Source organism: Bacillus sp. HNG (assembly GCF_003400205.1).
Lineage (GTDB): Bacteria > Bacillota > Bacilli > Bacillales > Bacillaceae_L > Ferdinandcohnia.
On sequence record NZ_QUQV01000007.1, the window covers coordinates 77016 to 103163 of the forward strand.

At 37.5% G+C, this 26148-nt stretch carries 24 protein-coding genes; 11 read left to right on the forward strand and 13 right to left on the reverse strand.

Translation table 11 applies throughout. From position 1 onward, the window contains the following. The first annotated feature begins 7 nt into the window (after positions 1-7). The 3 genes from DZB84_RS13995 to DZB84_RS14005 all read left to right on the forward strand — a co-directional run bounded on the left by DZB84_RS13995 (position 8) and on the right by DZB84_RS14005 (position 4413). Positions 8-2014 carry a TRAP transporter permease gene (locus DZB84_RS13995; protein WP_116352889.1) on the forward strand — a complete coding sequence of 669 codons (2007 nt, stop codon included), beginning with the start codon at positions 8-10 and terminating at the stop codon, positions 2012-2014. A gap of 160 nt (positions 2015-2174) precedes the next feature. Continuing rightward, the gene (locus tag DZB84_RS14000; RefSeq protein WP_116352890.1) at positions 2175-3560 is read left to right on the forward strand and encodes an aspartate aminotransferase family protein; all 1386 of its coding nucleotides are present in this window, start codon (positions 2175-2177) and stop codon (positions 3558-3560) included. Positions 3561-3564: 4 nt separating this feature from the next. After that, the gene (locus tag DZB84_RS14005) at positions 3565-4413 is read left to right on the forward strand and encodes a MurR/RpiR family transcriptional regulator (protein WP_116352891.1); all 849 of its coding nucleotides are present in this window, start codon (positions 3565-3567) and stop codon (positions 4411-4413) included. Positions 4414-4438: 25 nt separating this feature from the next. Here the strand turns inward: DZB84_RS14005 and DZB84_RS14010 are convergent, their stop codons facing one another. Further along, positions 4439-5446 (reverse strand): DUF3231 family protein, encoded by a 1008-nt coding sequence (locus tag DZB84_RS14010; RefSeq protein ID WP_116352892.1) that lies wholly within the window; start codon positions 5444-5446, stop codon positions 4439-4441. An 85-nt stretch (positions 5447-5531) separates the two neighbouring features. Continuing rightward, positions 5532-6020 carry a hypothetical protein gene (locus tag DZB84_RS14015; protein WP_116352893.1) on the reverse strand — a complete coding sequence of 163 codons (489 nt, stop codon included), beginning with the start codon at positions 6018-6020 and terminating at the stop codon, positions 5532-5534. Between the two features lie 172 nt (positions 6021-6192). Between DZB84_RS14015 and DZB84_RS14020 the strand changes: the two genes are divergently transcribed. Then, positions 6193-6798: an alpha/beta hydrolase gene (locus DZB84_RS14020; RefSeq protein ID WP_116352894.1), complete on the forward strand. Its 606-nt coding sequence runs from the start codon at positions 6193-6195 to the stop codon at positions 6796-6798. A 222-nt stretch (positions 6799-7020) separates the two neighbouring features. On the opposite strand, the gene DZB84_RS14025 is transcribed toward DZB84_RS14020, so the two are convergent. The 3 genes from DZB84_RS14025 to DZB84_RS14030 all read right to left on the reverse strand — a co-directional run bounded on the left by DZB84_RS14025 (position 7021) and on the right by DZB84_RS14030 (position 8888). Next, positions 7021-7986 carry a nuclease-related domain-containing protein gene (locus DZB84_RS14025; RefSeq protein WP_116352895.1) on the reverse strand — a complete coding sequence of 322 codons (966 nt, stop codon included), beginning with the start codon at positions 7984-7986 and terminating at the stop codon, positions 7021-7023. A gap of 268 nt (positions 7987-8254) precedes the next feature. Beyond that, positions 8255-8404: a hypothetical protein gene (locus tag DZB84_RS24940; protein WP_165439141.1), complete on the reverse strand. Its 150-nt coding sequence runs from the start codon at positions 8402-8404 to the stop codon at positions 8255-8257. Positions 8405-8543: 139 nt separating this feature from the next. Beyond that, positions 8544-8888, reverse strand: a complete 345-nt coding sequence (locus DZB84_RS14030) for a gamma-type small acid-soluble spore protein (protein WP_223254454.1) — start codon at positions 8886-8888, stop codon at positions 8544-8546. Positions 8889-9176: 288 nt separating this feature from the next. On the opposite strand from DZB84_RS14030, the gene DZB84_RS14035 reads away from it, so the two are divergent. After that, positions 9177-9890, forward strand: coding sequence for an ASCH domain-containing protein (locus DZB84_RS14035; protein WP_116352896.1), 714 nt, complete (start codon positions 9177-9179; stop codon positions 9888-9890). 265 nt (positions 9891-10155) lie between these two features. Continuing rightward, positions 10156-11331: a D-alanyl-D-alanine carboxypeptidase family protein gene (locus DZB84_RS14040; RefSeq protein WP_116352897.1), complete on the forward strand. Its 1176-nt coding sequence runs from the start codon at positions 10156-10158 to the stop codon at positions 11329-11331. A gap of 58 nt (positions 11332-11389) precedes the next feature. Here the strand turns inward: DZB84_RS14040 and DZB84_RS14045 are convergent, their stop codons facing one another. The 7 genes from DZB84_RS14045 to DZB84_RS14075 all read right to left on the reverse strand — a co-directional run bounded on the left by DZB84_RS14045 (position 11390) and on the right by DZB84_RS14075 (position 19326). Further along, on the reverse strand, positions 11390-11923 hold the full coding sequence (locus tag DZB84_RS14045) for a DUF5381 family protein (RefSeq protein WP_116352898.1): 534 nt from the start codon (positions 11921-11923) through the stop codon (positions 11390-11392). Positions 11924-12052: 129 nt separating this feature from the next. Further along, on the reverse strand, positions 12053-12826 hold the full coding sequence (locus tag DZB84_RS14050; protein WP_142759841.1) for a hypothetical protein: 774 nt from the start codon (positions 12824-12826) through the stop codon (positions 12053-12055). Positions 12827-12829: 3 nt separating this feature from the next. After that, entirely contained in the window at positions 12830-14086 is a 1257-nt protein-coding gene (locus DZB84_RS14055; protein ID WP_116352900.1) for a hypothetical protein, read from the reverse strand. Between the two features lie 656 nt (positions 14087-14742). Continuing rightward, the gene (locus DZB84_RS14060) at positions 14743-15144 is read right to left on the reverse strand and encodes a GtrA family protein (protein ID WP_116352901.1); all 402 of its coding nucleotides are present in this window, start codon (positions 15142-15144) and stop codon (positions 14743-14745) included. Further along, positions 15113-16144 carry a glycosyltransferase family 2 protein gene (locus tag DZB84_RS14065; RefSeq protein ID WP_116352902.1) on the reverse strand — a complete coding sequence of 344 codons (1032 nt, stop codon included), beginning with the start codon at positions 16142-16144 and terminating at the stop codon, positions 15113-15115. The genes DZB84_RS14060 and DZB84_RS14065 overlap by 32 nt, the downstream gene beginning before the upstream one ends. Positions 16145-16165: 21 nt before the next feature. Then, positions 16166-17860: a DUF6044 family protein gene (locus DZB84_RS14070; RefSeq protein WP_116352903.1), complete on the reverse strand. Its 1695-nt coding sequence runs from the start codon at positions 17858-17860 to the stop codon at positions 16166-16168. A gap of 86 nt (positions 17861-17946) precedes the next feature. Continuing rightward, a complete protein-coding gene (locus DZB84_RS14075; RefSeq protein ID WP_116352904.1) occupies positions 17947-19326 on the reverse strand; it encodes a S8 family peptidase in 1380 nt (459 codons plus the stop codon). A gap of 183 nt (positions 19327-19509) precedes the next feature. Between DZB84_RS14075 and DZB84_RS14080 the strand changes: the two genes are divergently transcribed. The 5 genes from DZB84_RS14080 (at position 19510) to DZB84_RS14100 (ending at position 25097) form a co-directional block, all read left to right on the forward strand. After that, positions 19510-20994: a spore germination protein gene (locus DZB84_RS14080; RefSeq protein ID WP_116352905.1), complete on the forward strand. Its 1485-nt coding sequence runs from the start codon at positions 19510-19512 to the stop codon at positions 20992-20994. Positions 20995-21018: 24 nt separating this feature from the next. Then, on the forward strand, positions 21019-22107 hold the full coding sequence (locus tag DZB84_RS14085) for a GerAB/ArcD/ProY family transporter (RefSeq protein WP_116352906.1): 1089 nt from the start codon (positions 21019-21021) through the stop codon (positions 22105-22107). After that, the gene (locus DZB84_RS14090) at positions 22104-23186 is read left to right on the forward strand and encodes a Ger(x)C family spore germination protein (protein WP_116352907.1); all 1083 of its coding nucleotides are present in this window, start codon (positions 22104-22106) and stop codon (positions 23184-23186) included. The genes DZB84_RS14085 and DZB84_RS14090 overlap by 4 nt, the downstream gene beginning before the upstream one ends. A 101-nt stretch (positions 23187-23287) precedes the next feature. Further along, a complete protein-coding gene (locus DZB84_RS14095; RefSeq protein ID WP_223254455.1) occupies positions 23288-24052 on the forward strand; it encodes a (S)-benzoin forming benzil reductase in 765 nt (254 codons plus the stop codon). A 94-nt stretch (positions 24053-24146) separates the two neighbouring features. Further along, positions 24147-25097 (forward strand): Gfo/Idh/MocA family protein, encoded by a 951-nt coding sequence (locus DZB84_RS14100; RefSeq protein WP_116352909.1) that lies wholly within the window; start codon positions 24147-24149, stop codon positions 25095-25097. A 43-nt stretch (positions 25098-25140) separates the two neighbouring features. Here the strand turns inward: DZB84_RS14100 and DZB84_RS14105 are convergent, their stop codons facing one another. Beyond that, a complete protein-coding gene (locus DZB84_RS14105; protein ID WP_116352910.1) occupies positions 25141-26112 on the reverse strand; it encodes an ABC transporter substrate-binding protein in 972 nt (323 codons plus the stop codon). Positions 26113-26148: the final 36 nt, after the last annotated feature.

Here is a 26148-nt window from a genome sequence, read left to right on the forward strand (position 1 = left end):
GAGAATAATGAGTTGGTGGAAGAAAAAGGAGATGAGCGATTCAAATAGGCTTACTCAACAGGATGAAAAACTAACGACAGAGGAAATTCTTGAAAAATACGACCGGGAAAGTACGTACCGACGAAATCTAGGAAAGTGGAAGTGGGTCGTTCTCATTTTGGCAGTTGGTCTTACAATCTTTCATTTATTCACAGGTTATCGTGGTGCGTTCGAGGCACGTATTCAAGGACCGATTCATTTAGGAACGGCGCTTGGCTTAATCTTCTTGTTGTATCCTGTAAAAAAAGGGCTTCATCGTAAGCAAAAGGGAATACCTTGGTATGATGTAGTTTTAGCGATTATTTCATTAGGTGTCGGTTATTATAATGTCATATTTTATGAGGAGCTTGTAACGGAGCGAATTGTCTTTGGGTATACGACGCCAGACTTTATCGTGGCAACATTAGGGGTTTTACTTGTTCTTGAAGCAGCAAGAAGATGTGTTGGATTACCGATTGTAATTGTTTCAAGTGTGGCAATCCTTTATGCATTGTATGGAAACTTGATTCCTACGAAACTATTTGCGCACCGTGGATTTTCTTGGGATACATTAGTTACTGATTTGTATTTAACAACGAAAGGAATCTACAGTACACCAATTCAAGTGTCTTCGACTTTTATCTTTTTATTCTTATTTTTTGGTGTAATGTTAATCCGAACCGGTGTCGGACAATTTTTCAATGACATTGCCTTTGCCATAACAGGCAGGTTTACGGGTGGTCAAGCAAAAGCAGCAGTCGTTGCAAGTGCCTTGCAAGGAATGGTTTCAGGTAGCTCAGTGGCAAATACAGTTGGGTCTGGATCTTTTACTATTCCGATGATGAAAAAAGCGGGGTATAAGCCTGAGTTTGCAGCTGCAACTGAAGCTTCCGCATCAACTGGTGGTCAAATTATGCCGCCAATCATGGGGGCAGCCGCATTTATCATGGCTTCTTATACAAATATCCCGTATAGCCAAATCATGATTATTGCCATCATTCCAGCGATTCTCTATTTTTTAGGTGTATTCTTGGGAGTTCATTTTGAATCTAAAAAGATTGGAATTGTTGGGGCTCCAAAGGAGACTTTACCAAAAGCAAAGAAATTAATGCTTGAGCGAGGGTACTTATTGCTACCACTCATCGTTATTTTTTATACATTGTTAACCGGTAAAACGCCAATGCGTGCTGCTTTACTTGCTATACTAGTTTCATTCTTAGTAAGTCTTGTTCGTAAAGACACAAGAATGTCTTTAAAAAGCATGGTTGGAGCACTTGAGGAAGGTGCAAGAGTTGCCTTGCCAGTAATCGCTGCCTGTGCATCAGCTGGAATCATTGTTGGAGTCGTTGTTCAAACAGGACTTGGTGGACGTATTGCAGATGGAATCATTGCATTAGGTGGAGGTAGCCTCATTCTTACGTTGTTCTTTACCATGATTGCTTGCTTAATTCTTGGAATGGGTCTTCCTACAACTGCAAACTACGTTGTTACAGCAACAATGGCAGCACCGGCATTAATCCTTGGATTAGACGTTCCGGTACTCGCTGCCCATATGTTTGTATTTTATTTTGGAATTGTAGCAGACATTACTCCACCGGTTTGCCTAGCTGCCTATGCTGGAGCAGGTTTAGCGAGGGCAAATCCATTTTCGACGGGAGTTACGGCAACAAAGTTAGCAACTGCTGCATATATCATTCCATTTATCTTTGTAATCAACCCACAGATGCTCTTAATAGACTATGAGATTCCATTCTTAACCATATCAGTGATAACTGCGATCATTGGCATGATTGGAATAAGTACAGCAATGGTAGGCTTCTTCATAAGAAGAACTTTTATTTGGGAGCGAATTATTCTATTTGCAGCAGGTCTTTCACTTGTTTCACCGAGTATTTATTTCGGAGCTGCAGGTGTAATTGCCTTATTGGTCATTTTATTTATCCAATCACGACGACCAAAAGAAAATATTCAATCTCCAACTGTATCACTAAGCTAAGGCTCTACCACCCTTTTAGAAAGGGTGGTTTTTTACTGTTTTTGTAGAATGAAAAATGAATTCGAGAAGCCTATTTACTTACACGCCGTCCTATTTTATAATGAAATAAATATTTCAAAAATAATTAAATTGAAATGTTAATTTCAAGAGGTGTATTCGATTGACATTATTTCATTCTAACCAAGGGCTTATCTCAGAAAAAACAAGTAGGTCAGCAAACTATTTTTTGAATGCAAAATCCGTGATACCTGGTGGAGTTTCTGCGAACATTAAATTCTTTTCACCTCATCCGATTTTTATGGAAAAAGGAAATGGGAGCCGTTTAGTTGATGTAGATGGAAATGAATATATTGATTATTTATTATGCTACGGAGCGCTTCTTCTTGGGCATGGCCATCCAGAAATTACATCTGCTGTAAATAATCAATTTGCCACTGCAGGTACCGCTGTATTTGGTGCGCCTCATTTGTTGGAAGTAGAAATGGCAAATAAACTAATTGATTATTTTCCAGGTATTGAAATGGTTCGCTATACCAATTCGGGTCTAGAGGCAACTTTACTAGCGATTCGGATTGCACAAGCTTATACAGGGAAAACGACTCTCGCAAAATTTGAAGGTCATTATCATGGAGGCTATAATGAAGTTTTGTTAAGCGTAAATCCAACAATCGATGAGGCTGGTCATGAGAAGAGACCAAACTCTGTACCAGAATCGAAAGGAATATCGGAGCGCTATGTCGAAAATACAGTTATTCTCCCATTTAACGATTTAGAATCAACAGCACAGTTATTACAAAAATATAAAGATGAAGTTGCAGCTGTGATCATTGAACCAGTTCAAGGTGGATTTATCCCAGCCGAAAAGAGTTTTATGGATGGGCTTCGGAAACTAACAAGAGATCTTTGTATCCTTTTAATCTTTGATGAGGTTAAGACGGGATTTCGTTTAACGCTAGGAGGAGCACAATCAATTTATGGTATAAAACCTGATTTGACGGCACTTGGAAAAGTGTTGGGTGGAGGTTTTCCAATTGGAGCAGTTGGTGGACTTCAAGACATTATGGAGATAATGGATCCTTCGAATGGGGGAGATATTTTATCAGCAGGTGGAAAGGCTGCGCAGAAAGAAGATGTTTTATTTCATAGTGGAACGTATAATGGTCATCCGATTGTCTTAGCTGCAGGATTAGCAACCATCAAAGTTCTCGAAGGAGCTAATGTGTACCCTGACTTAATACAAAAGACAGATTATCTTCGTTCAAGCCTTGAAAAACTTTACAACTCATATGGGATCCCTATGCAGACTGTTGGGATGGGGAGTATTTTTAATATTGTGCATGCTAATCATCAAATTCGAAATTACCGTGATTTAATTAAGGCAGATATGAATTTCCGTAAAAAACTGGATGATGAGCTTTTAAAGCTTGGAATCTATACAAAACCACTTAATCGCTACTCAATGTCTATTGTGCATTCAGAAGAAGATTTAAATGAAACCATTAGTAAGCATGAAAAAGCGATTAGGAGAGTGAAAGGAATCGAGTAAGAAGATGGAAGAGGTATACCAAAACATCACCAATAAATTAACTGAAATGAGTAAATCACAACGTAAAATTGCAACGTATGTATTGGCACATACAGACTCTGTTCCATTTTTCACAGTTGGACAGCTTGCGAAAATGGCAGGAGTTAGTGAAGCGACTGTTGTTCGTTTTTCTACATTTCTTGGATATAGTGGATATCCCGAGTGGCAAAAAGCGATGCAAGATTCCGTTAAAAGGCAACTTACCACAGTGGAAAGGTTAAAAATCTCTGATGATATTTATGACTCGGAGGATAAAGCCGTTTATGAAATGTTTCAGGAGGAAGTTGGCCGAATTCAAAAGATGGCAGACCAATTCGATATAACTGCGTTCCGTCAGGCAGTTCAAGCCATTATCGATGCAAAACGAATTTTTATTGTTGCGAATCGAAGTGCAATTTCACTTGGTTCCTTTTTAGAGTTTTATTTGGACCTCTTGTTTGAAAATACAGAGTTAATTAGAAACCCGAATGGTATTTCCGAAAAGTTATTTCGAATAAATAATGAGGATACCGTAATCGGACTAAGCTTTGCGAGGTATACGAAAAATACAATTGATGCAGTGTCTTTCGCAAAAGATCGGGGGGCAAATGTAATTGCGATTACAGATACGATGCTTTCACCCTTGATTCCCTATGCCGATATTACTCTTTGCTCACCTAGCGAAATGCCGTCCTATATTGATTCGTTTGTTGCTCCGTTAAGTTTAGTGAATGCTTTATTAACGGAAGTGGGTCGAAAAAAGCGGGGAGAAATTGAAAAACATCTTACTGATTTAGAGGAAGTGTGGGATCGGTTTGAAATTTTTCATAAATAAAGACGTGCCTCAAATGGCACGCCGTTTACTTATGAGTGTTCCTTAATTTATTTCGATCGAGGTTTGAAGGAGGTTCCTGTATCCATCCTCGTTCAACTAAAAGATTAAAGCCTTTTGCGGCATATAAGAAAATCTTACCTATTGTTTTTGTATAAAAAGCTATTAAATCTGTCCTCATCGATAATGATTGGGCATGTCCAATAAGAGTAATATCGATTGCGTTAAGAGCATGGAAGAGTGTCAAAATAAGTTTATCGGAAAACGGAGAAACGGTCGAACCTGTTACCTCCATAGAGATAGAGGTTGTACCCATGAGATTCTCCTCTTTAAATAAGTCATTAATAAAGGTTATTTGCATCTCAGAAATTTTTCTTCCTTCTTTAATAAATTCCAAGATTTCCTTGTCTTGGACCACCTGCTGAAATCCCATACAAAGAACAATCGCAAAGTAATTCCGTTCAATATTAAAAAACATATCGGCTATTTCAATCACATTTAACGGTCTTTTTTCACCGATTACTTTAGTTAGATAGGATTTCTTTTCAATATACTCATTTTCAGTAGGATAGACGACCATTGGTGGTCGGTCATATATTCCTTTTTCGAGCATTAACTGTGTGGCCTCATTATATTGTTTTAATGCATCAGAAAGACAATTAGAAAAAAATGAACGCACATCTTCTCTAGCGATATTTGATGTAATGAAACTAAAATTAATTATGTTCATACGACTCATCGCATAAACAAATGTGAGAGCAAATGGATCGTAAAACAGTGGTGGGGCGGACAAGTTCAAATCTTCATCACCAAATGTATCAGGTAGTGGGATATTTTCTTGTAGAAAAATTTCTTTTATTTGTTTCATTTGCCCACTATAGATGTGATCAGACTGTTTCAAGATAGATTTTATTTCTTCATCTCGCAGATGGTGAAGAAAATATTTGATTAAACAGATGGTCATACTACCTTGGATGTAAGTTGTCCACAAACCACCAATCTCTGCACTAGATAAGCGAACATTATGTTTGTCCACGAGGCCACCTCCCCAAATATTATCTATGGGTAGTATAGGTTAAATATCGGATTCTATTCTTTTGAAGAAGACGCACTACATCAATTTATCCTTTCATTGAAAGATACAATTTATTTAATTCCTCATTAATTATTTTCATTTCTTCATGAGCTTCATCTGTCTTCTTCGGGTTACCAGTTGAAATCCCTTCAAGCTGCATATTCATGGCTTTCATGTATAGTTCAATCGAGGCTTGAACATGACTTCTTAGTTCAAGCAAATTTTTATTAGTGGGCTGATCATCAAGCTCAATTAGGTTGTAAATATACATGGCCTCTTCGTTCGCGATTTGCATCGTTTCAATGGCTGCCTCAAGTTCATCCTCTTTTTTCATTTCATCCAAAAGCATATCTAGTTCTTCATTAAGTTGGATAAATTTTTGCACATGACTTTCCAAGCTATTTAATAATGCCAGGTCCTTCTTCGAGAGATTTTGATCAAGGGTGCTGTACAGTTCTGAGGCTGTCTTTGAATTTGCAGTGCATCCTATTAAAAATGTTAGTAAAATAAATAGAAAAATGATTTTTCGACTCATACTTCCCCTCCTAAAAACGTATATAAAAGAATATGAAACTTGTCCGAGTTATATGACAATTGACAAATGGAATGGAGTATATTATCTTGAAATTAAGATACTTTAATTTGATCTATTAATTAAATTTCAAGTTGGAAATACTAGAACGACCATTTTTTTGGAGGGAATTATAATGAAGCACATTTTCCGAGAAGGTAAAGATAAGACAAAACCAACATTACTCTTGTTACATGGAACAGGTGGAACTGAATCTGATTTATTGCCGCTGGCTCCACATATTGATGAAGATGCGTCAGTATTAAGTGTCCGTGGAAATGTATCAGAAAATGGCATGCCTCGCTTTTTTCGTCGCTTAGCCGAGGGTGTTTTTGATATGGAGGATCTTATTTTCCGAACAAAAGAATTAAATGATTTTCTCGATGAAGCGGCAAAAAAATATTCATTCGATCGAAATAACATAGTGGCTATTGGATATTCAAATGGAGCCAATATCGCGGGAAGCCTATTGTTCCATTACAAGGATGCGTTAAAAGGAGCTATCCTACATCATCCGATGGTGCCAAGACGTGACATTGAATTACCAGACCAAACAGGTATACCAGTCTTCATTGCAGCCGGTAAAAATGACCCAATCTGTCCTGCACAAGAAACCATTGACCTTCAAAACCTTTTACAAAATGCACATGCAGATGTAGAAGTTCACTGGGAAAATCATGGACATATGTTAACCGGAACAGAGGTTGCAGCCGCAGCTGAGTGGTATAAAAAGCATTTCTAAACAGGGATATTTAAGTCCAATTGCGTTTTAACCTAGTCGAATTGCGCGTTATTTTTTGGATTTGCGTGATAGCAACCGAGAAATGCGCTATAATTTCTGGAAATGCGTTTTATTTTTAATAATTGCGTTATAACATAAAACGACATTAGTCAAGAACCCAAGAATGTAGTGATATTAATAACATTCTTGGGTTTTTTTATAGTTCACACATACAGGGAAATCTCATTCATCTTGATAAAAATACACACTACCTTTTGTTTTTCCTTCACGCTGTAAATTCCAAGATCTTAATATATTTCTTGCTGCATGACGAGAGGGCAGGAGGAGAAAGTCTCGTAGTTTTTCGTTAGTGATTGTATTTCCTTTGAGAAGAAAATAATGTGATATGGAGTCAAGATATGCATCATAGGATGAATGTCCACAGTTATTACACTTCCATTTGCGAGGAGTTCTTTCCATAGGTAATGTTTCACATACAGGACAATGTACTCCTTTTAAGAGCTCGCTTTTATTAATTCCGAATCTCTCTAGAATATTTCCATCAAATGGGGTATCTAGCTGTAGTAACAGTTTTGTTAATCTTTGGATATGTTTATTCTCTAGGATTATTTTTCGGTGGTCTTTCTCAAATTGTTCTATTTTTGAAAGGAGACCGGCACTGTGGATAATTTTATGTGCGTAAGGATGATTTGGTGAGGACGTAAGGGTCGTCGAAAGATTTGTGAACACAACTAGCGATTCAACTGGGATAATTGGGAATTTATAAGCTTGTAACAGTCTCCTGAGTTGCAATTGATGACGGTGCAATTGAGTAGTAGGACAAGCATAGGTTTTTTTTATGTTGTCATAGGTCTGGAACATTTGGTTAAATTGGTGATCAAAATAAATCTCACCTTTATGATTTTTTGCATCAATATCTAGCATTAAGGAATTTGAGAGAAGGAGGGTATCAATCTCGAAGTGGGTGTTCGTTGATTTATCGGGAAGGCGAAGTCCGTTTAGAATCCGATATCGTTTTTCTGGAAGAAACTTTAAATAGTAATCCAATGATTTTTCACCCTTATATCCGCTCATCCTTATCCGAAGGTGTTCCTCAACAAGTTCATATTTAGGATGAGACTTGGATATGCGTATTCGCATAGCTTTTAACTTTTCAATTTCCTTAGATATTTTTCGTTCTTTTTTCATTTGTTCAGCTCCTTTTATTTAGAATAGAGTATTAGTTCAATAAAAAAAGCCCAAATCCTGCAAGATTCGAGAAAAAAATTTGGTGTTTATTGGACCAGCTCAAGTAATTGCGCTTTAATTTAGTCATATTGCGCGTTATTTTTTTGAATTGCGCTTTATCAAACGAGAAATGCGCGTTATTTTTAGCAATTGCGTTTGATTTATAATAATTGCGTTATAACCTCATTTTTAGGTTCATAAAAGGTCAAGGCTACACCTTGACCTTACTTTATTTCTTTTTCTTCTTTTGAACATTTTGTTTTTCTGCTTCTACTTCTGTATAGGATGCAAATTCAACAAGTTCTTCGCTGATTCTATTGCCTTTTTTAACATTATTATTTCGCTGCGCATTTGCATTTCCACGCTTCGTTCTACCCAATTCCTTCATCTCCATTCTTAACTTTTCATTTTGTAGTATGAGTAGTTTAGAACCTTTTATGTGGTGCCTAGTGTTGGAAATTTAGGTAATGCCTTAAAAATACCTCCACAAGGTGTGGAGGTATTATAGTAAAGAGTGACTAGCGATTTTTGTTAGCTTGTGATTGCTGGTTCTGTTTTCGAACCTCAGCTACATCAGTTTCGCTAGCAAATTCGGTACTGAAAGAGGAACCAGATGAAGTGAACTGTTGTTGCCCAACAGATTGTTGGAGCTGTTGTGCGGTCTGCTCTATCTGATTTAATTGTTGAGCAGCATTCAATTCACGTCCTGCAAATCCAGGGGCAGCCTGCTGTGCTTGTGGTGAGCTTTGTTGGAACTGTTGAGCATTCATTTGCTCTGTTTGTGCTAATTGCTTAGCCGTTTGTTTAATCTGATTTAAAGCGGCTTGAGCCTGTGCTGGAATTTGCTGATTGTTGTTTTGCATGTGGACCCCTCCCAGACGAATTTTTTGGATAATTTAAAGGACCACTCCTTCAAAAATCCTTTCTTAATTTGTGTAGAAACGACTTTCCTCATGCATTGTAAAAAATACAATATGTGTGACTTTTTTCATTTAATGAGAGAGAAGTCGGAGTGTATAATCAAAGTTATGCATTAAACTAATATTGCAAAAGTGGTTTGTTTAAGTACAATCATCGAGTTTACCAAGTTTTTTGGTTGTTTCTTTCAAACTTTCCATTATATAATTCAAATAGTGGAAGAGGTGATTTGAATGAAACGAATCGATTTTTGGGGTCGAGATGAATACGATGAAAGACTTCTAGAAGAGGTATTAAGAGGTGTAAAGACAGTCACCTGTACTCCAAAGGTTTGGTATGATCAATTACCAAACGAGGAAAAGAGCGAAATAGGCGATATCATTCAGGTTTTTACAAAGCGAAATGAGCATAAAGCAAACCTCCAAATCACCGATTTTTATGAAATTCGATTTGGCGAAGTGAATGGTGAAGTGGGAGAGCGAATTGCAAAAGGTGAAAATTCCACTTTGGATGAATTTATCGAGGACCATATTTTCAGCTGGGAAAAGCCTTTAAAAAATGATGGCTACGAGCTTAACGAAGATACCATCATTGTGGTGGAACATTTCCAGGTTACAGACATTTTTACAGATGTTACAATAGACTTACACCTTGTCCCAATGACGGAGGCTGAAGGTTATAAGATAAACAATTGGACCGATTTTGAATTGTTTAGAAAGTCAACAGATTACTTTTATTCGGTCTTTAAAGAGAGGGACTTTGTTGCGTTTGTTCGGTTTCGCCAAAATGATACGAACACCTATATGTATTATAAAGTGAATCCTGACTTTGAAGGACAATTAAATGAAAAGGAACTCATGAAAAAAGCTGAGAAGTTTGCAAAAGAAGCACTTTTGGCAACAAATATCATCCATGAATGGAGTTCCATTTACACATACCATAAATAATTTAAAAAGCAGACGTTTGGTAAAATATCGCCAACGTCTTTTTATGTCTAGACCCTGGCGCCAAAGGCTCAAGGCTACAAGTCAATCCCTTTCCTGTGGCGGTCGCCAAACTGTGAGCACCCGTCAGAAAATCAATTTGACATACGAATACCTGTAATTGTAAAATCGTGTGGGACGAGGGTACAGGTAGCTTGTCCCAAAAACGAGAGAAATCATAGCTGAGACACGGGAGTAAGGGTCTCTTTGTATCAAGGGGAGAAGTGAAATGAAACAGTTTTATTTTGTTTTAGTTCTAGTATTTCTAATGACTTCTCTTTCGCCTTTTCAAGTTCATGCAGAAGGTGCTACGAAAATTGGAGCACCCGCGATTAAGAGTGATGCAGTCATTTTAGTAGATGCAAATACTGGTTCAATTTTATATGAGAAAAATAGTCGTACCCAAATGTACCCTGCGAGTTTAACGAAAATGGCAACGGCCATTTACGCGATTGAAAAAGGAAATTTAGACGATGTTGTATCTGTCAGTGCAAACGCCTATGAAACGGATGGCACACGTGTATACCTTGAAGAAGGGGAGCAGGTTACATTAAAACACCTTATTCAAGGCTTATTAATCAATTCCGGAAACGACGCCGGGGTTGCCATCGCGGAACATCTTAATGGGAACATAGAGTCCTTTGCAAAGTCACTAAATCAATATTTAAAAGAGGAAATTGGAGTCGAACAGACTCATTTTACAAACCCACACGGTCTCTTTGATGAAAATCACTACACAACTGCATATGACCTTGCTTTAATTACGAAATATGCATTAAAGAACCCCGTTTTCCGTGAGATTTTTGGAACAAAGGAATTAGCATGGGATGGAGAATCATGGGATACTACCCTTTTTAGCCATCATTTATTGCTACGAGGTGAAATTCCCTATGAAGGGATTACTGGTGGAAAAACTGGTTTTGTACAAGAATCGCGATGCACTCTTTCCACAACGGCAGAACAAGGAGATTTATCTTTAATTGCGATCGTGTTAAAGGCAGAACGTGATGAAGACGCATATGAGGATACAGTAGCGCTTTTAGATTATGGCTTTGAAAACTTTGAAGTATCAGAGGTGGCCGCAAATAAGAAGTTTTACGGTGAGCAGAATGAAAGCTACCATCTCAAAAAACCACTTCCATTTACGCAAAAGAAAAATGAAGACGTTCAACTGGCAATGAATGACCAAGGCGTGCTTCAGGTCCTTGGGGATGATGGCCGGCAACTTGCGGCGAAGCAACTTAAAATGGAAATGCCAAAGGAAGCAATGGGCACTCGTGCCGAAATCGATCCGGCTGACCTATCTAAAAAGAACCATTTACCAGCAATCCTTATGCTCGTTTTTTTAAGCGTTGGTGTTGTCTTTCTTCAGAAAACGATAAAAAACATGAAAAAAAGCACTTAACCTAAAAGTGCTTTTTTTGCTAGATAAAATGTAGATGGGGCAGTCACTTTTGAGCCCTCTATAATTTAAGTGTCTCACTAGAATTTTTCCGTTTTTGCTCCCATTTGATCTTACAAGTAGGGTTTGCATTTGGAAGAATATATTCCTCGACTAGTTGTTTCATGATATGATCAGGAATTAAATTATAGTAAGAATAGTAATATTTTTTTTCATTCGTTGTGGTGACAACGAGGTTTTGGAACACGCCACCGCTTAACTTTTCAGCATGCCATCCGTAATATACGTCCGTAATATCAGTTAAAGGTATACGATTTTTACGGTTAATCAAATGACCATCTTCAACTTTGATTAAGACTTTACTTTTCGATAGAACAGAGACTAATCTTAAAATGGCACCACCTGTAAATAGGACACCGATTAAGCCTATGATGACTCCAATAAACCCTTTGAATGTACCAAGAGTAGTACCGATGATTAGGACGAAAAGTGATGCAATAAGTCCAATTCCCGCTCCTATATATAGGCAACCAACCCCGCCACTCTTATATACAAGGTCAACACCATTTTTATTTGGTATCAAATAATTATTCATAAAAAAACATCGTTCCTTTCATAATAAATGTATGTGGAACCTCGATTTAATAGAATATGTGAACGGTCTTTTCTTAATGTAATAGGAAGCAAAAGGAAGTAAGGACTATTCCAGAGCTTCGTTTCCGTTTCACTGAGGTACTTTCGTGTATTTGTTTAAAAGTTCTTTCATTGAGTTTCGTGTACATAACTTAATGTTAAAGGTATCGCCAACTTTTTCAATTTCGTAGTTGTTCTCTTTGTTATCCGTAAACAGGATCACAGTATCAACGATTGGTTCATTCTTTTTGCCGAATTCGATGAACATGAGGGTGTTAAGTTTGCCTTTGGACTCCCATAACACGTTAAAAAACTGATCCATTTCACCTTCGAAGTGTGGAAGATCAAATTGTTTTTCATTGCTATCAAATATCTCTAGTAAACCTTCGAATTCTTCCTGTGTAAGTGTGAGGACTGAACTCGACAATGAGTCTTCTTTACTTGCATGAAAGAAGTTAACTAGGTTATCAATTACATCATGATCTGTGATTTTTTCAAATACATGAACTTGGTCATCGTATTTCGTGAATTGCTTAACCACAAGGCTATCCCCAATATGATAGGAGATCGCTTCTTCTTCGTTTTGATCACCATGTTTAGATGCGCGAACAGTTTGTTCTGCAGAGTTAATGAAAATGATAATTTCTTTCAAGTCTTCAACCAATGTGAATTTACGATTTTTATAAAGTAATAGGTCTTTCGATAGTAACGATCGATTTGCAGTTTCTAACATGAGTTCTAGTTTTTCATCACTTAAATCTCCAAAATACACTTGTCTTATTGCATTTCCTTGTTCAAAATAACCTTCACTGTAAAAACAGAAGATTACCTCTTCTACAGATAGTGAAAATTTCTCCATAATCACCATTTAACCTCCAAACCCTAATTTACTAAAGAAATTACCAGCACCTTTAACCAGGTTCGCAGCATTTTCTTTTACAGCATTAAATCCTTCTTTTACTTTATCTACACCTTTTCCGATAAACTCCGTACCTTTATGGATGGTGTCTTTAAACTTAACAGCAGTGTCTGTTACCCATTGTGGTGTGTGTTTGGTAATGGCATCACCAACAAGGCTACCGAGGAAACCACCAACACTGGCGCCGACAACAGTACCTACCGGACCGAGTACGCTTAATGCGCCGCCAAGGATAACGGCACCCGCTGTAGATGCTGCTGTATTGACGACAGTTTTATAAGCTGCTTCACCTACAACTTTTGCGTTTTCTGTTTTTAATTTTTCAATATCATTCCCGTATAAGGCATAGTTTTCCGTTATTTTAATGGTTGCTCCAATTCCCTCTGTTGCGAGTGTAATTCCACCTGCAAGAAGTGCATTACCTTTTAAGAACCGAAGGGAAGTTTTTGCCATAGTACCTGCGTTGTTTTTTATCACATTCATAACACCTCTAGCTCCATCATCAGATGCTCCTATCATCATGGCCTTTACATTGTTCGCATAATTCACGACGGTTTTCGGATACTGTTTCGTGAATTTATTGTAAATTAACTCAGATAATGACTTATCCTTATGGAGGAAAAGGGAAGATGGTTTTGTTAAGAATCGTGCTGCAGCATTTAAATATTTATTCCGTTCAATGAAATCAACTACGCGACCAGTTGGTATATTAAACTTCTTGAAAGTTTTGTCGCTCGTAATGAATCGGTATAGCCCATTATCCATTTTCTCAAATTGAAATCCTAGGGCTTGGTAGAGGAACGCACTTCCAGAATAAGCACCTGCAGTAATTAATCCATCTACAACTCCCCAAGTATTGTTATAGAATTCATATAAATTACTTGGAAGAAGGTTTTTACGAAAATCATTTAGCATATCTTCTAGTTGTTGACCTTTTTGTGAAACTCTGCCTTCAGCGGTTTGATATTTTTGAACGGTATTTGTAATAAATGATTTTAATTGGTTTAAATCGTGTTCAACATCTTGCATTGAACTCGTTGCATTTGACAGTCTGCTTTGGATACTACTACGACTTGAAATTTTACTGTCGATACCAAACTTGAGAGAATTTACATTTGATCTTATACTTGAAAGTTTTGAAATCGTTTGGCCCAAGCCTGATATGTTCCCATTCAACGCAGTTGGGTTTATATGTATTTGCGACATAAAGCTCCACTCCTTTATGGTTTTTATATGATTAATTTGTCTTGGATTGATTCGAATGAGGGAATAAGATGGGTAAATTAGTCACTATAGATAATAGTAAAAAAGTAGTGAATGTTCGTAAAGGGACTAAAGATATATTTTACATTATTTTCTTGTGGTTTTTGCCGAAATGAGGTCGATTTTCAGGCGGTTTCCCCAAAAATAGGAAGTGTATTTAGTGTTTTGGTCAAGTTGACGGGTTACCGTTAAATAATAAGGCTCTTTTCTAAAAGACTGTTGCTATTTGATAAAACAAAACAAATTGATTAAAGCGGAAGGTGGCGACTCCAGCGGGAATAGCGTGAGACTTGAGACCCCACAGGAGCGAACAGTGGAACAAAGCCTAAAAGCGCCACGTCCTGTGGCAACGGCTTCGTGACCAACATCGTGTAGGCCAGAGGAAGCTCAAGCCACGCCCGCGGAAAGCGTCCACCTCCTCGAATATGAATTCTCATTTTCTTCTTGCGGCAAATTCAAGGGAGAATTTTCAAAATGCAGCAAAAATTAATTGTGTCACAAACAACATAGTTCGCGATAACAGCTAATAAAAAAACATGAAAAAAGCACTTCTACAATGGGGTTCCTTTCTGATTGGACTCCCCAAAGTCAAAGTGCTTTTATGATGAAAACACAAGATATTTCTGCCCAAGATAGTTCATAACGGTATAAAGGCCCGTCCCCAGAAACACAGCAATCTCGTTTGTATATTGCGTAAAAATAAATCCTGAAATCATCTTACTCATTGAAAAAGAAAGAAAATAGCAGCTTAAAATTACTAAAACAAACAATGGAATACTCTTACCATGTATTGCTTTGCTAGCGAAAGTGAATCGTCTGTTCAACATATAGCTGACTCCGGCTCCAATTGAATTCCCTACAAAGGTTGAAAGCCAATAGGATAGACTGACCACCTGTAACAATAAAAATATACTTGATAGTCCAACAAGCGTATTTATCACTCCAACCAGCAAAAAACGAACAAAGGTATTAGTTGGTTTTAGAAAGTGAGTTGTAATCAATCAAGAGTTCCCCCTCTTCAGGAGCAAGAGGCTCATCATCTGGAACCGCAAGATTATACGTATCAATATCAACAACAAACTTCGGACGTCGTTTCGTCTCCTTATAGATTTTTCCGATATATTCCCCAATAAAACCTAAAGCAATCAACTGTAGCCCACCAATTAACCAAATCGACGTAATCATTGAAGTCCATCCTGTTTGGGTTTGGCCACTAAATTTCAAATAAAAAAAGTATCCACCAAAGAAAAGGCTGACAAAAAAAGAGAGCAATCCAATCATGGAAATAAAGCGAATCGGTGTAATGCTAAAGGATGTAATCCCATCAAGGGCAAACGAGAGCATTTTTCGTAATGGGTATTTCGTCTCACCTGCCATTCGTTCCTTCCGATCATAAAAAACAGACGTTGATTGAAAGCCAACAAGAGGAACAACTCCGCGTAAAAAAAGATTGCTCTCATCGAATTGTTCAAGTACTTCAACTGCTCGCTTACTCATTAAACGGTAATCAGCATGGTTGTACACAAGATTCACACCCATGAATTGCATCAACTTATAGAATCCTTGTGCTGTATGTTTTTTGAAAAAGGTGTCTGTCCTGCGCTCTTTTCGGACACCATATACAACCTCATATCCTTCAGTATACCGATTCAAAAACTCGTGAATGACGCCAATATCATCCTGTAAATCAGCATCAATTGAAACAAGACAATCAGATTGACGTTTTGCAGCAAACAGACCCGCTAGTAATGCATTTTGGTGCCCGACATTTCGGGCTAATTTAAGCCCTTTAATCTTACTATCTTCTAGTCCTTTTTTATAAATAATGGACCAAGTTTGATCCTTGCTGCCATCATCGACAAACAAGAGTCTGCTTTTTTCTGAAACAAGCTTGTCTGTAATAAGTTCCTCTAAAAGGGTTCGAAGCTGTTTCATCGTTTCTGGAAGAACTTCTTCTTCATTGTAGCAAGGGACAACAATGGTAAGGATTGGTGCTTTCATGATGAATCCCCCTAGTAGTTTTTATTCATTAACTGACACCCGATATAAATAAATTCTCCATGCAGATTCAGGTGAATCGAAGGTTTGCTCAAGTTTGAGATGATTTTTTGAAGCATTTTTGATGGGTAAGGATGAAAAAATATACCTTCCTCCCATGTCGTAAAATGCTTTCATATTTAGTTCCATTTTTTTTATTTCCTTTTTGGAGGTCTTTTTGAACATATAGTGTTTTCCGAGTTCATCCAAAAAGAGATAACAACGCCCACCCCATTCATCGAAATATTGACGTAATTTTTTATCCTTATCTAGCTCTTTCACAATAATTTCTCGAAATTGATGCTTATAGGAAAGAGGATAAAAGTTATTGTATGTGTCAAGGGTGTAAAATCCGTTAAATTGAGCGATGGCAGGATGGAGACCGATGCTTGCAACACGGTAATCGTCTTGTGGCAAACCTATGTAAGTTTTGATATCCTCAAATTGTTTTTCAGCAAAAAATTGCTGAAAGGAGGGCTTCTTTTTATAGACAATTTCTTCATTAAAAGAGGCTACAACTGCTAATTGGGCAACCAAGAATAATAAGCTTGCTCGCTTCCAATTCGTTTTGTACTCCCACAAGATTTTTAACGAAAGGGCAAATAAAATGTAGATCACCATTGGTCTAAGAAAATGGTATCTTGCAAAATTAAATGTGTTTAGAAAATGGAATCGTTCCGTTAAAGGAACCCAGCCTTTATAAAACCAAAATGCGTACCAAACAGATAGAAGAGCATTTAGGATATGTAAGAAAAGAAAAACCTTCTCCTGCTTCCATCTCTTCTTTAAAAACACAATATTTAAAGCGAATAGAGTTACTGGCAAAATGATTAAGCCATGAACACTCATTACATGGGTATGACCTAGGACGTAATTTTTTAAGGAAAGTCGTAACGCACGAAGGAATGATAGGCGCGCATGAAAATATTCATCACGACTGTTTGGTTCATCCATAAAAAGAAAGGAGTACACTAATCGGTATTCAACCACCATAAAAATGAGGGTGAAATAGATGAGTGCCCATAAAAAACGAAGATTCCATCCCTTCCCACGTACACAATCAACAATCCAAAGGACCCCCATCGCGCTTATAAAAAAGAAAAAACCAAGGACGATGCTTGCGTAGAACGGGAGTAAGGTCAATGTCAACCAATTGACCCATGATTTCTCACCTGCACGAATATTAAGGAGTGCCCAAAGTGCTAAAGGCATCCCAAGGGTACTTAGCATTCCGGAAGGCCAAAAAGGAGTTAGTGCAAAAGCTAATGAAACCCCTACACGAATCCATGACCATTCCTTTTTTGATAAAAAATGTTTTTTTAATAACAAGTACATCCCGATGAATGCAAATAATCTGGTGATAAATTGGCTTAGTCCATAGGCAACCATTGGTGGAAAAAGAACATGTAACCATACAATCCCGCTAAATTCTGTTCCAAATGCACCTCTTTGGAGTTCCCCATTGATGATTTGTGGGATGTTCGCATCAACTGGTCCAAGGATTTGATTGCTTTGAGCTAAAACCCGATACCAGGCAAGATTTGAGTCTAAATTGTCGTGGACTCGTAAATGAGCATTCTCTCCAAGAATAAAATACGGAGATACAAAAATGACGATGAGTAAAAGTGCAGCGATGATGAGACGATACTCACTTCGTTGTTGAGTTCCAGTATTAGACAACTTCCTTCCTCCAATACTATGCCTATTTCTTTTTTTATCCTTTCCTAAATCGTTTGGAATATGAATGTAAAAAGAAAAAGTGGGGGTTACCCACTTTTAGCTTCTGCTCCTTGTTTTGCTTGTTGGAGAGCTTGGACAATGTCAATCAGCCCTTCGCCAAAATAAATATCCTTCCCAGCTTTTCCGAGATCCAAGCTGGTGCCTTTAATCATATCCATAATTTCTTTATTTGAAAGGTTTGGGTTGATTGAGCGCATTAAAGCTGCAAGAGCAGCAACATGCGGGGCAGCCATTGAAGTACCTGATAATGCAGCATATTGCTCATCAATGTAGGTACTTGGTATCGTTACACCTGGTGCAGCCACATCGATATAATCGCCATAATTAGAAAAATCCGCTTTATCCCCGTTTAGGTCAACGGCTGCTACACTTAATACTTGTGGGTATGCGGAGGGATAGCTTGGTTGGCTTGAATTGTCATTCCCAGATGCCGCGACCATTACAACATCGTGTTTGTATGCATATTCAACCGCTTGTTTTAATAGCTTTGAGCCCTGATAGTTACCAAGGCTAAGATTGATAACATCCGCGCCATGGTCAGTTGCCCAAATGATACCACGGGCAATATCGAAGGTGGACCCGTATCCATCAGAGCCCATTACTTTAACAGGCATGATGGGGTTAAACCATGTAATCCCAGCTGTTCCTTCATGATTGTTTGTTTGGGATGCAATAATTCCGGCAACATGTGTACCATGACCATTATCATCATCTGGAACATTATTGTCCTTTAGAACGTTATAACCCTCTGTAATTCGATTAACGAGATCAGGATGATCTAGGTCTACTCCCGTATCAACAATTGCAATTTTCACCTTATCCGATCCTTGCGAAATGCCCCAGCCGTTTTCCGAATCAATCATCCGTAAATTCCATTGGAAATCATTGTATAAAAGGTCATTTGGATGCTCCTGGTTTTGCATCATAATATAATTTGGCTCAGCAAACTCAACGTTTTTGTTTTTTTCGAAATACGAAATCATTTCACCTGTTTTCAAGTTAGTTGATTCAAAAATATAAGAGGAATCAAGTTTACGTAGAAGTTTTCCTTCAATATCTTTTTCGATTTTTTTAATTTCGGCTTGTGTTAGATGGTTTTTAAAATCAACAATAACTTGATGATGATGATAATGGCTTTTGTCTTTACCATTGTGATCAATCACATCAATTTCTTTATGGTTATCTAATTGTTTTTGAACTTTATTATACAGTTGAATCGAGTCGACATTCATAATTTGAGGAGACGTATCAATCGTTTCATTGTTTAATTGTACAGAACTGTTAGGAGAAGAATACGATTGTGTCCGTGTCTTATCCTCATTATTAAAGTATGAAAAAGAAACAAATAGTGTTAGTCCAATTGTAATGGCCAATGCCACGATAGCAATTCTTTTTTTATTCCACATTAGTATCACCTCAAACCCACTTTTTCTTATTATCCTGCTGGACACCCAGTTTCATGCCTCAATTTCATTCCAATAATTTCAAAGTAAATAGAAGTTCTATGCATAAATTCCATGCATTTCAAGGAATAATTAACAGGAGGGAAGATGTGGAAAAAAAGTGAAACGTAAACAAGGGGGATAGCTATGGCAAATTGGTTTAAAAAAGAACATAAAAAACCTCGATTAACTGAGGATATCTATCAGACCTTCCGAAAATCATCGGACTTTGTTTGTCACTTTAATAACCAAGCCATTCGCCCTTTTTGGGTTTGTTATCAGCGCAATATTATTGATACACAAACCCTCAATGAACAAATTTTACCTTACCTGCTGTATACAAAAATCTATTCCATTCAAAGCCTTAAAGGAGTTCTTCCGAATAAGGAGATCGTGATTACAAATAAGGTTAAAGAAATAGAAGATAAAATTTTGCAAGGCAGTATCATGATTCAATTTCACAAGCATGACGGATATTGTGCCCTTATAGATGCTGTGAAATTTGAAAAAAGATCGGTTAGTACACCTGAAGTGGAATTCAGTGTAAATGGTCCAAAAGAGGCATTTGTCGAATCACTGGATACCAATTTAAATTTAATACGAAAACGATTGCCGATACCTGAATTGCGTGTGAAAGAACTAACGGTTGGGAAGTTATCAAGGACAAAGGTAGCCGTACTTTATATAGAAGACATTGTGGAAAAAGAGAATGTTCAAACCATTTTACAGCGACTCAATGATATCGAGTTTGATTCGATTAATGATACTTCTTTTATTACGGAAATCATTGTTGATAATACGAATTCTCCTTTTCCACTAATGCTTGAAACGGAGCGTCCTGACCGGACTGCTTCCGTATTAGTAGAGGGGAAAGTAGTGGTGCTATGCGAGGGATCTCCCCAAGCCATTATAGCCCCGACTACCCTTGTTGAGTTTTTTTCATCGTTTGAAGACTATTTCATGAATTGGTACATTGGGTCATTTGTTCGGATGCTTCGTCTTTTTTCAGTCGTCTTTTCCATATTAATCACACCCATTTATGTTGCCGTTCTTACATATCATCATGAATTAATTCCACGAGATTTACTGGCAACCTTGGTTATCTCAAGACGTGAGGTTCCATTGCCTCCTATTTTAGAGGCTTTGTTTTTAGAAATAACCATTGAGTTGCTACGTGAAGCTGGAGCAAGGCTACCCGCCAAGGTTGGTCAAACAATCGGTATCGTGGGTGGTATCGTGATTGGAACGGCATCTGTTGAAGCTGGACTTACGAGTAATGTGTTGTTGATTATGATTGCCCTAGCTGCATTAGCTTCTTTTACAACACCTGTTTATACAATGGGTAACACAATTAGGTTAATACGATTTCCGTTTCTCCTGTTAGCACAGCTATGGGGATTATTAGGAATTGTGATTTGTTTCTGTTTTCTATTAACACATTTAATTCGATTAACTTCCTTAGGGCGACCATTTTTAGAACCCCTTTTCCCATTGCGGATTAGGGATTTAAAGGATGCATTTGTTAGGTTGCCATTTTCGCAACTTTCGAAACGCCCAATGTATGTTCGTCCAGGAGACACAAACCGTTTTAATCAAAAGAATGCACAGAAGAAAAAAGACATTGATGAGTAGCCGAAAGTCCAAGGAGTTGCAACTATGGAAAGGATCAAAGAATCATTTTTAGTATCTCCTTTTTTTGTATTTTTCTTAATTCATTCCATGCAGATAGGGGTAGGGATACTTGGTTTCCAACGAATCATTGCAAAATCAGCAGGGTATGACAGTTGGATTGCCGTTATTCTGGCAGGAGCTGCAGTACACGTCATTGTGTGGATGATGTATAAAATATTAAATGATTCAAAAGGGGACATAATTGACGTTCATAAAGAAGTTTTCGGAAAATGGATTGGGGGTTTTTTTAGCCTTTTATTTGTCGTATATCTTATGTCTTTATCAATCACTGTTTTACGCACCTATATTGAGGTTGTTCAAGTTTGGATGTTTCCAGAATTAAATGCCTGGGTTTTTAGTTTTTTTGCTTTGGCACTCACTTACTATATTATTTTAGGTGGTTTTAGAACAGTAACCGGCATTAGCTTTTTTAGCATTGTTCTGCCGGTCTACATTCTGCTATTAGTTTTTTTTCCTTTAGAATTTGCGCATGTACGAAACTTACTACCCATCTTGAGTCATTCCTTTACAGAAATTGCACAAGCAACAAGGGATATGACCTTGAGTATTCTGGGCTTTGAAACGCTGTTCTTCTTTTATCCATTTATTAAAAACCCTAAAAGTTCTCAGAAATGGGCCCACCTTGGCGTCTTAGCTACGACAGTTCTATACTTAATTACGATGATTACAACCATTATGTTTTACAGTTCTGGTCAGTTAGATAAACATATTTGGGCAACTTTATCCATGTTTAAAACAATTGTTATGCCTTTTGTGGAGAGGTTTGAATATGTCGGAGTAGCATCTTGGTTTTTTATCATCCTTCCTAATATCTGTATTTCAATCTGGGGTGCAAGCAGAGGCATTAAAAAGGTGTTTTCCGTTCAACAACGAAAAGTGCTGCTTTTCATTTTACCAGTTGTTTGGGTGGCAAGCAGTTTTTTAAAAACACGCCAAGGAATAGATAAGCTTAACGAATACATGTCAAGTTTTGGTTTCTATACTGTTTTTGTTTATATTCCTATTCTTTTTGTACTCACACTAGTCATTCGTAAAGTGAGGAAGAATAAATGAAAAAGATCCTAACAGGAATTGTTTTAGCTGCCGTTTTAGTCTTAACGATTGTATATGGTAGGGTATCCGAAGAAATCATTGATGAGGTTAATGTCGTTTCAGCTATTGGGTTTGACCGTGCTGAAGGACAAAAAATTAGAGGTACAGCTGCTATCCCTGTTTTTAATGCGGATAAAAGTATCGACAATGCCAGTTTTTCTGACGAGTCAGTCTTGGCAAAAGAAATTATAAATGTATTACAAAAACAATCAGCGGATCCATTGGTAACAGGTGGACTTCGAGTTGCACTATATGAAGATGAGTTAGCGAAAAACGGAATTTTACGGTATATTGATGCGCTTCAACGTGATGCCAGTGTTGGAGCAAAAGTGTATTTAGGAATTGTTGAGGGGAAGACAAGGGAGGTATTAGAAAAAAAATTAGGAAACAGGGGTACAGGGGAATATCTTGCCACGATTTTAGAACATAATATCCAAAAACAAGATGTACCAAAGTCTGATCTTCATACCTTTTTATATTTGCATTATATGGAGGGGATGGACCCCTATCTTCCCACTTTAAAATTAATCGGAGATAAGATGGAAATCACGGGCTTAGCTTTGTTCCAAAATGGAACGATGATATCGAAAATTAAAGAAGAAAATCTGTTCTTTTTTAAAGCGATGGTGGAAAATTACGGTGAGGGGTCTTATACATTACGATTAAAGGATACGGATGAGTATGCGTCTGTAAAACGGATTAAAACAAAAAGGAAAATCAAGGTAGAGGATGTGCATGGAAAGCCAAAGGTAAACATTACAATTAAGTTTGAGGGGATATTAAGTGAGTTTTCCGGGCAAAAAGCAACTCCAGAAATCACCAAACAGATTATTACTCAACTCGAAAGCATCATTAAGGAAAAATCTGAAGAAATGCTAAAACATTTTCAGGAAAAAAATATTGACCCAGTAGGGATTGGGTATATGGCTAGACATTCAGTTCGTGGTTTAGATTTTGAAAAATGGCAACTTGAATATCCGAATATAGAAATTGCCGTTCATTCAAAGGTAAAACTAGTTGAGACAGGAATCACTGAATAAAATGGTAAAGTACAATTTGCTTGCTTTTTTCCTCTTAACAAGTGTTCAATAGGGTATGATATACTTTTGTAAATGGTGGAAAAGATAAAAGTCTATTGGGAGTGTCTTATTTGAAATATTTTATTATTACTGGTACATCTAGGGGATTGGGAGAATCCATTGTAAAACAAATTATGGACAAGAATCATACCTTATTTTGTATCTCAAGGAAACAAAACAATGAATTAAAAGAAATGGCGTTTGAAAAAGGAATCAATCTTTATTACTTTTCTTGTGACCTACATAAAACAGAAGAGATTGAAAAAGTAATGGAACGAATTTTTTCATCTATTGATTTTTCAAATGCAGAAGGTATCTACTTAGTAAACAATGCTGGAACGATTGATCCAATTAAGCCAATTGGAAAGGCAAGTCCAAGAGAACTAACGGAAAGCATTCATGTCAATCTGTTGGCGCCAATGATAGTAAGTTCCTATTTTATTAAACATACAGCATCATTCGCGACTAAAAAAGTGATTGTGAATATTTCATCAGGTGCTGCTAACCGTGCAAGACATGGATGGACTGCATATTCTTCGTCTAAAGCAGGAATTGATATGTTTACAAAATCAGTTGGATTTGAGCAGGAAATCGCTGAGCATCCAGTAACCATGATTTCCTTTTCACCTGGTGTCATGGATACAGAAATGCAAGAAGTAATCCGAAAAACAAAAAAAGAGGATTTCACAGAGGTCGAGCAATTTATTGAATTCAATGAGAAAGGCATGCTAAGATCACCTGATTTTGTTGCTGGAGTAATCCTTGACCTAATTCTAAATCAGGAATTAATCAATGGTCATGTCTATGATATAAAATCATTTGTATAATTCGAAAGCCCCTTTAAAAGGGGTTATTTTTATGAGGACGTCATAGACGACTCAGTGGGACGGAATTATAATGGAGAAAAGGGGGAGAGCTATAATGGAACAAGTAAGAGTAGGAGTAATCGGTCTTGGGGCCATTGGAGAAAGACTCATACAAGGCTTTAACGCCAATAAACATACAACCGTTCAAGCAGTCGTTGATACCGATAAAGAGCGTGCCGCAAAGATGGCAGAAAAGCTTGGTGGGATTAGCTGGTATGATAGCCACAAAAAAATGCTAGCGGAAGAGGATTTAGATCTAGTGTATGTAGCTGTTCCGCCAAAATATCATCATGCCGTTACCATGGATGTCATTGAAAAAGGGATCCATGTGTTATGTGAAAAACCTCTCGCGAATTCGGTCGAAGAGGCTAAGGAAATGTTTGAAGGTGCTGAGCAAGCTGGAATCATTCATGCGATGAATTTCCCGCTTAACTATAGTAGTCCAGCCAATACCTTTGATCAGATGATTAAAGAAGGATACATAGGTCAATTACGAAAACTTGAACTGTTGATGAATTTCCCTAATTGGCCACGTCTTTGGCAGCAGAATGATTGGGTGGCGGGTCGTGAACAAGGTGGTTTTGTATTGGAGGTAGGGGTTCATTTTATTCAATTAACCCAACGTATTTTTGGTTCCATTACGCATTTAAATAGCCGCTTGGAACTTCCTAAGGATACGACCAGATGTGAAACCGGCGTTATTGCCTCATTAGCATTAGCAAATGGAGCGCCATTTTTAATCAATGGTATGAGTCAGATTGCCGGAACTGAGCGAATTGCCTACACGGCTTATGGTACTGAGGGGACTCTTTCACTAATAGATTGGGGTAAACTTGAAGGTGGTAAGCTAGGTGAGGAGATTCATTCGATTGAAAATGATAAGGGAGAAACGTCAACACTTATTGACCATCTGGTTGCTGCAATTGCTGGACAAGAAAGTCACCTATATACATTTAAGGATGGATATGAGGCGCAGATTATTTTAGAAAAGCTTAGAGATAAATAAACAAACGAAAAGCTCCTACCGATTCGACGGCGGGAGCCCATTTTTACTTTGCCATGTATTTTTCAATATCATCAAGCATGAGATTAGCTGCTAGGACACCACCTGCAGTGTTCCAAATAGGATCACTTACTTTGTGAACATTGCCTTCCTTCACCGCATTTAATCCTTTCCATAACGGATTATTAATCCATTCTTCCTCAACCTTTGTTGCTTCGCCATTACCTGTTTCATAAGTAAAATAGAAAATGACATCTCCATCCATTAGTGGAATCTTTTCCTGGTCAACTTCTCGAGCGAATTGATCATTTTGGTCTTGAGCAAACAAATCAACCTGTTGCTGTGGACGTTTCAAGCCTAATTGTTCAAAAATAACCCCTGAGAAGGAATCTGTATAATATATTCGTGTTCGACCTTCCATAAAACGGACAACAGAAACTTCAGTATCCGTATTAATGTTCTCTTTTACTTTATTTAAATGATCGTCAAAATCAGCGAGAACTTTCTTTCCTTCTTCCTCTTTATTGATTGCTTTTGAATAGAGGGTAAAGTTTTTTTGCCAATCGCCACGCAAGTCTTCGGCAAAAACAGTTGGCGCAATTGCTTTTAATTGTTCATAAATTTTTTCCTGACGCATCTTATTACCGATGATTAAATCAGGCTCAAGTGCAGCAATTGCTTCTATATTTACATTGCTCTCTTCACCAACAACGTCTACACCTTCCATTTGATCCTCAATATGAGCATACCAAGGATCCCCAATCCAAGAACGAACAGCTCCAACAGGCTTAACTCCCATTGCTAGTAAAGCTTCTGTGCCTTCATTTGTTAAAACAACAATTCGTTTTGGATCTTTGTTAATCGGTGTAGAACCCATCGCATGTTCAACTGTGTATGTATTAGGACTTTCAACTGCCTCATTCTTGTCGGTATTGTCTGCAGCGCCACAAGCAGTCAATAATAGTGAAAATACAGCCAACGTAAGAAATCCAAGATAAGTTTTCTTTCTAAAGTTCATTATGTATCCTCCTGTTAATTGATAATGATTTTCATT

Bases quoted from the DNA above. Each gene is read 5' to 3' on its own strand.
- DZB84_RS14105 (WP_116352910.1), bottom strand. From the start codon at position 26,112: ATGAACTTTAGAAAGAAAACTTATCTTGGATTTCTTACGTTGGCTGTA.
- DZB84_RS14100 (WP_116352909.1), top strand. From the start codon at position 24,147: ATGGAACAAGTAAGAGTAGGAGTAATCGGTCTTGGGGCCATTGGAGAA.
- DZB84_RS14090 (WP_116352907.1), top strand. From the start codon at position 22,104: ATGAAAAAGATCCTAACAGGAATTGTTTTAGCTGCCGTTTTAGTCTTA.
- DZB84_RS14025 (WP_116352895.1), bottom strand. From the start codon at position 7,986: ATGAAAAAAGAACGAAAAATATCTAAGGAAATTGAAAAGTTAAAAGCT.
- DZB84_RS14030 (WP_223254454.1), bottom strand. From the start codon at position 8,888: ATGCAAAACAACAATCAGCAAATTCCAGCACAGGCTCAAGCCGCTTTA.
- DZB84_RS13995 (WP_116352889.1), top strand. From the start codon at position 8: ATGAGTTGGTGGAAGAAAAAGGAGATGAGCGATTCAAATAGGCTTACT.
- DZB84_RS14020 (WP_116352894.1), top strand. From the start codon at position 6,193: ATGAAGCACATTTTCCGAGAAGGTAAAGATAAGACAAAACCAACATTA.
- DZB84_RS14075 (WP_116352904.1), bottom strand. From the start codon at position 19,326: ATGTGGAATAAAAAAAGAATTGCTATCGTGGCATTGGCCATTACAATT.
- DZB84_RS14035 (WP_116352896.1), top strand. From the start codon at position 9,177: ATGAAACGAATCGATTTTTGGGGTCGAGATGAATACGATGAAAGACTT.
- DZB84_RS14065 (WP_116352902.1), bottom strand. From the start codon at position 16,144: ATGAAAGCACCAATCCTTACCATTGTTGTCCCTTGCTACAATGAAGAA.
- DZB84_RS14045 (WP_116352898.1), bottom strand. From the start codon at position 11,923: ATGAATAATTATTTGATACCAAATAAAAATGGTGTTGACCTTGTATAT.
- DZB84_RS14080 (WP_116352905.1), top strand. From the start codon at position 19,510: ATGGCAAATTGGTTTAAAAAAGAACATAAAAAACCTCGATTAACTGAG.
- DZB84_RS14015 (WP_116352893.1), bottom strand. From the start codon at position 6,020: ATGAGTCGAAAAATCATTTTTCTATTTATTTTACTAACATTTTTAATA.
- DZB84_RS14055 (WP_116352900.1), bottom strand. From the start codon at position 14,086: ATGTCGCAAATACATATAAACCCAACTGCGTTGAATGGGAACATATCA.
- DZB84_RS14040 (WP_116352897.1), top strand. From the start codon at position 10,156: ATGAAACAGTTTTATTTTGTTTTAGTTCTAGTATTTCTAATGACTTCT.
- DZB84_RS14005 (WP_116352891.1), top strand. From the start codon at position 3,565: ATGGAAGAGGTATACCAAAACATCACCAATAAATTAACTGAAATGAGT.
- DZB84_RS14085 (WP_116352906.1), top strand. From the start codon at position 21,019: ATGGAAAGGATCAAAGAATCATTTTTAGTATCTCCTTTTTTTGTATTT.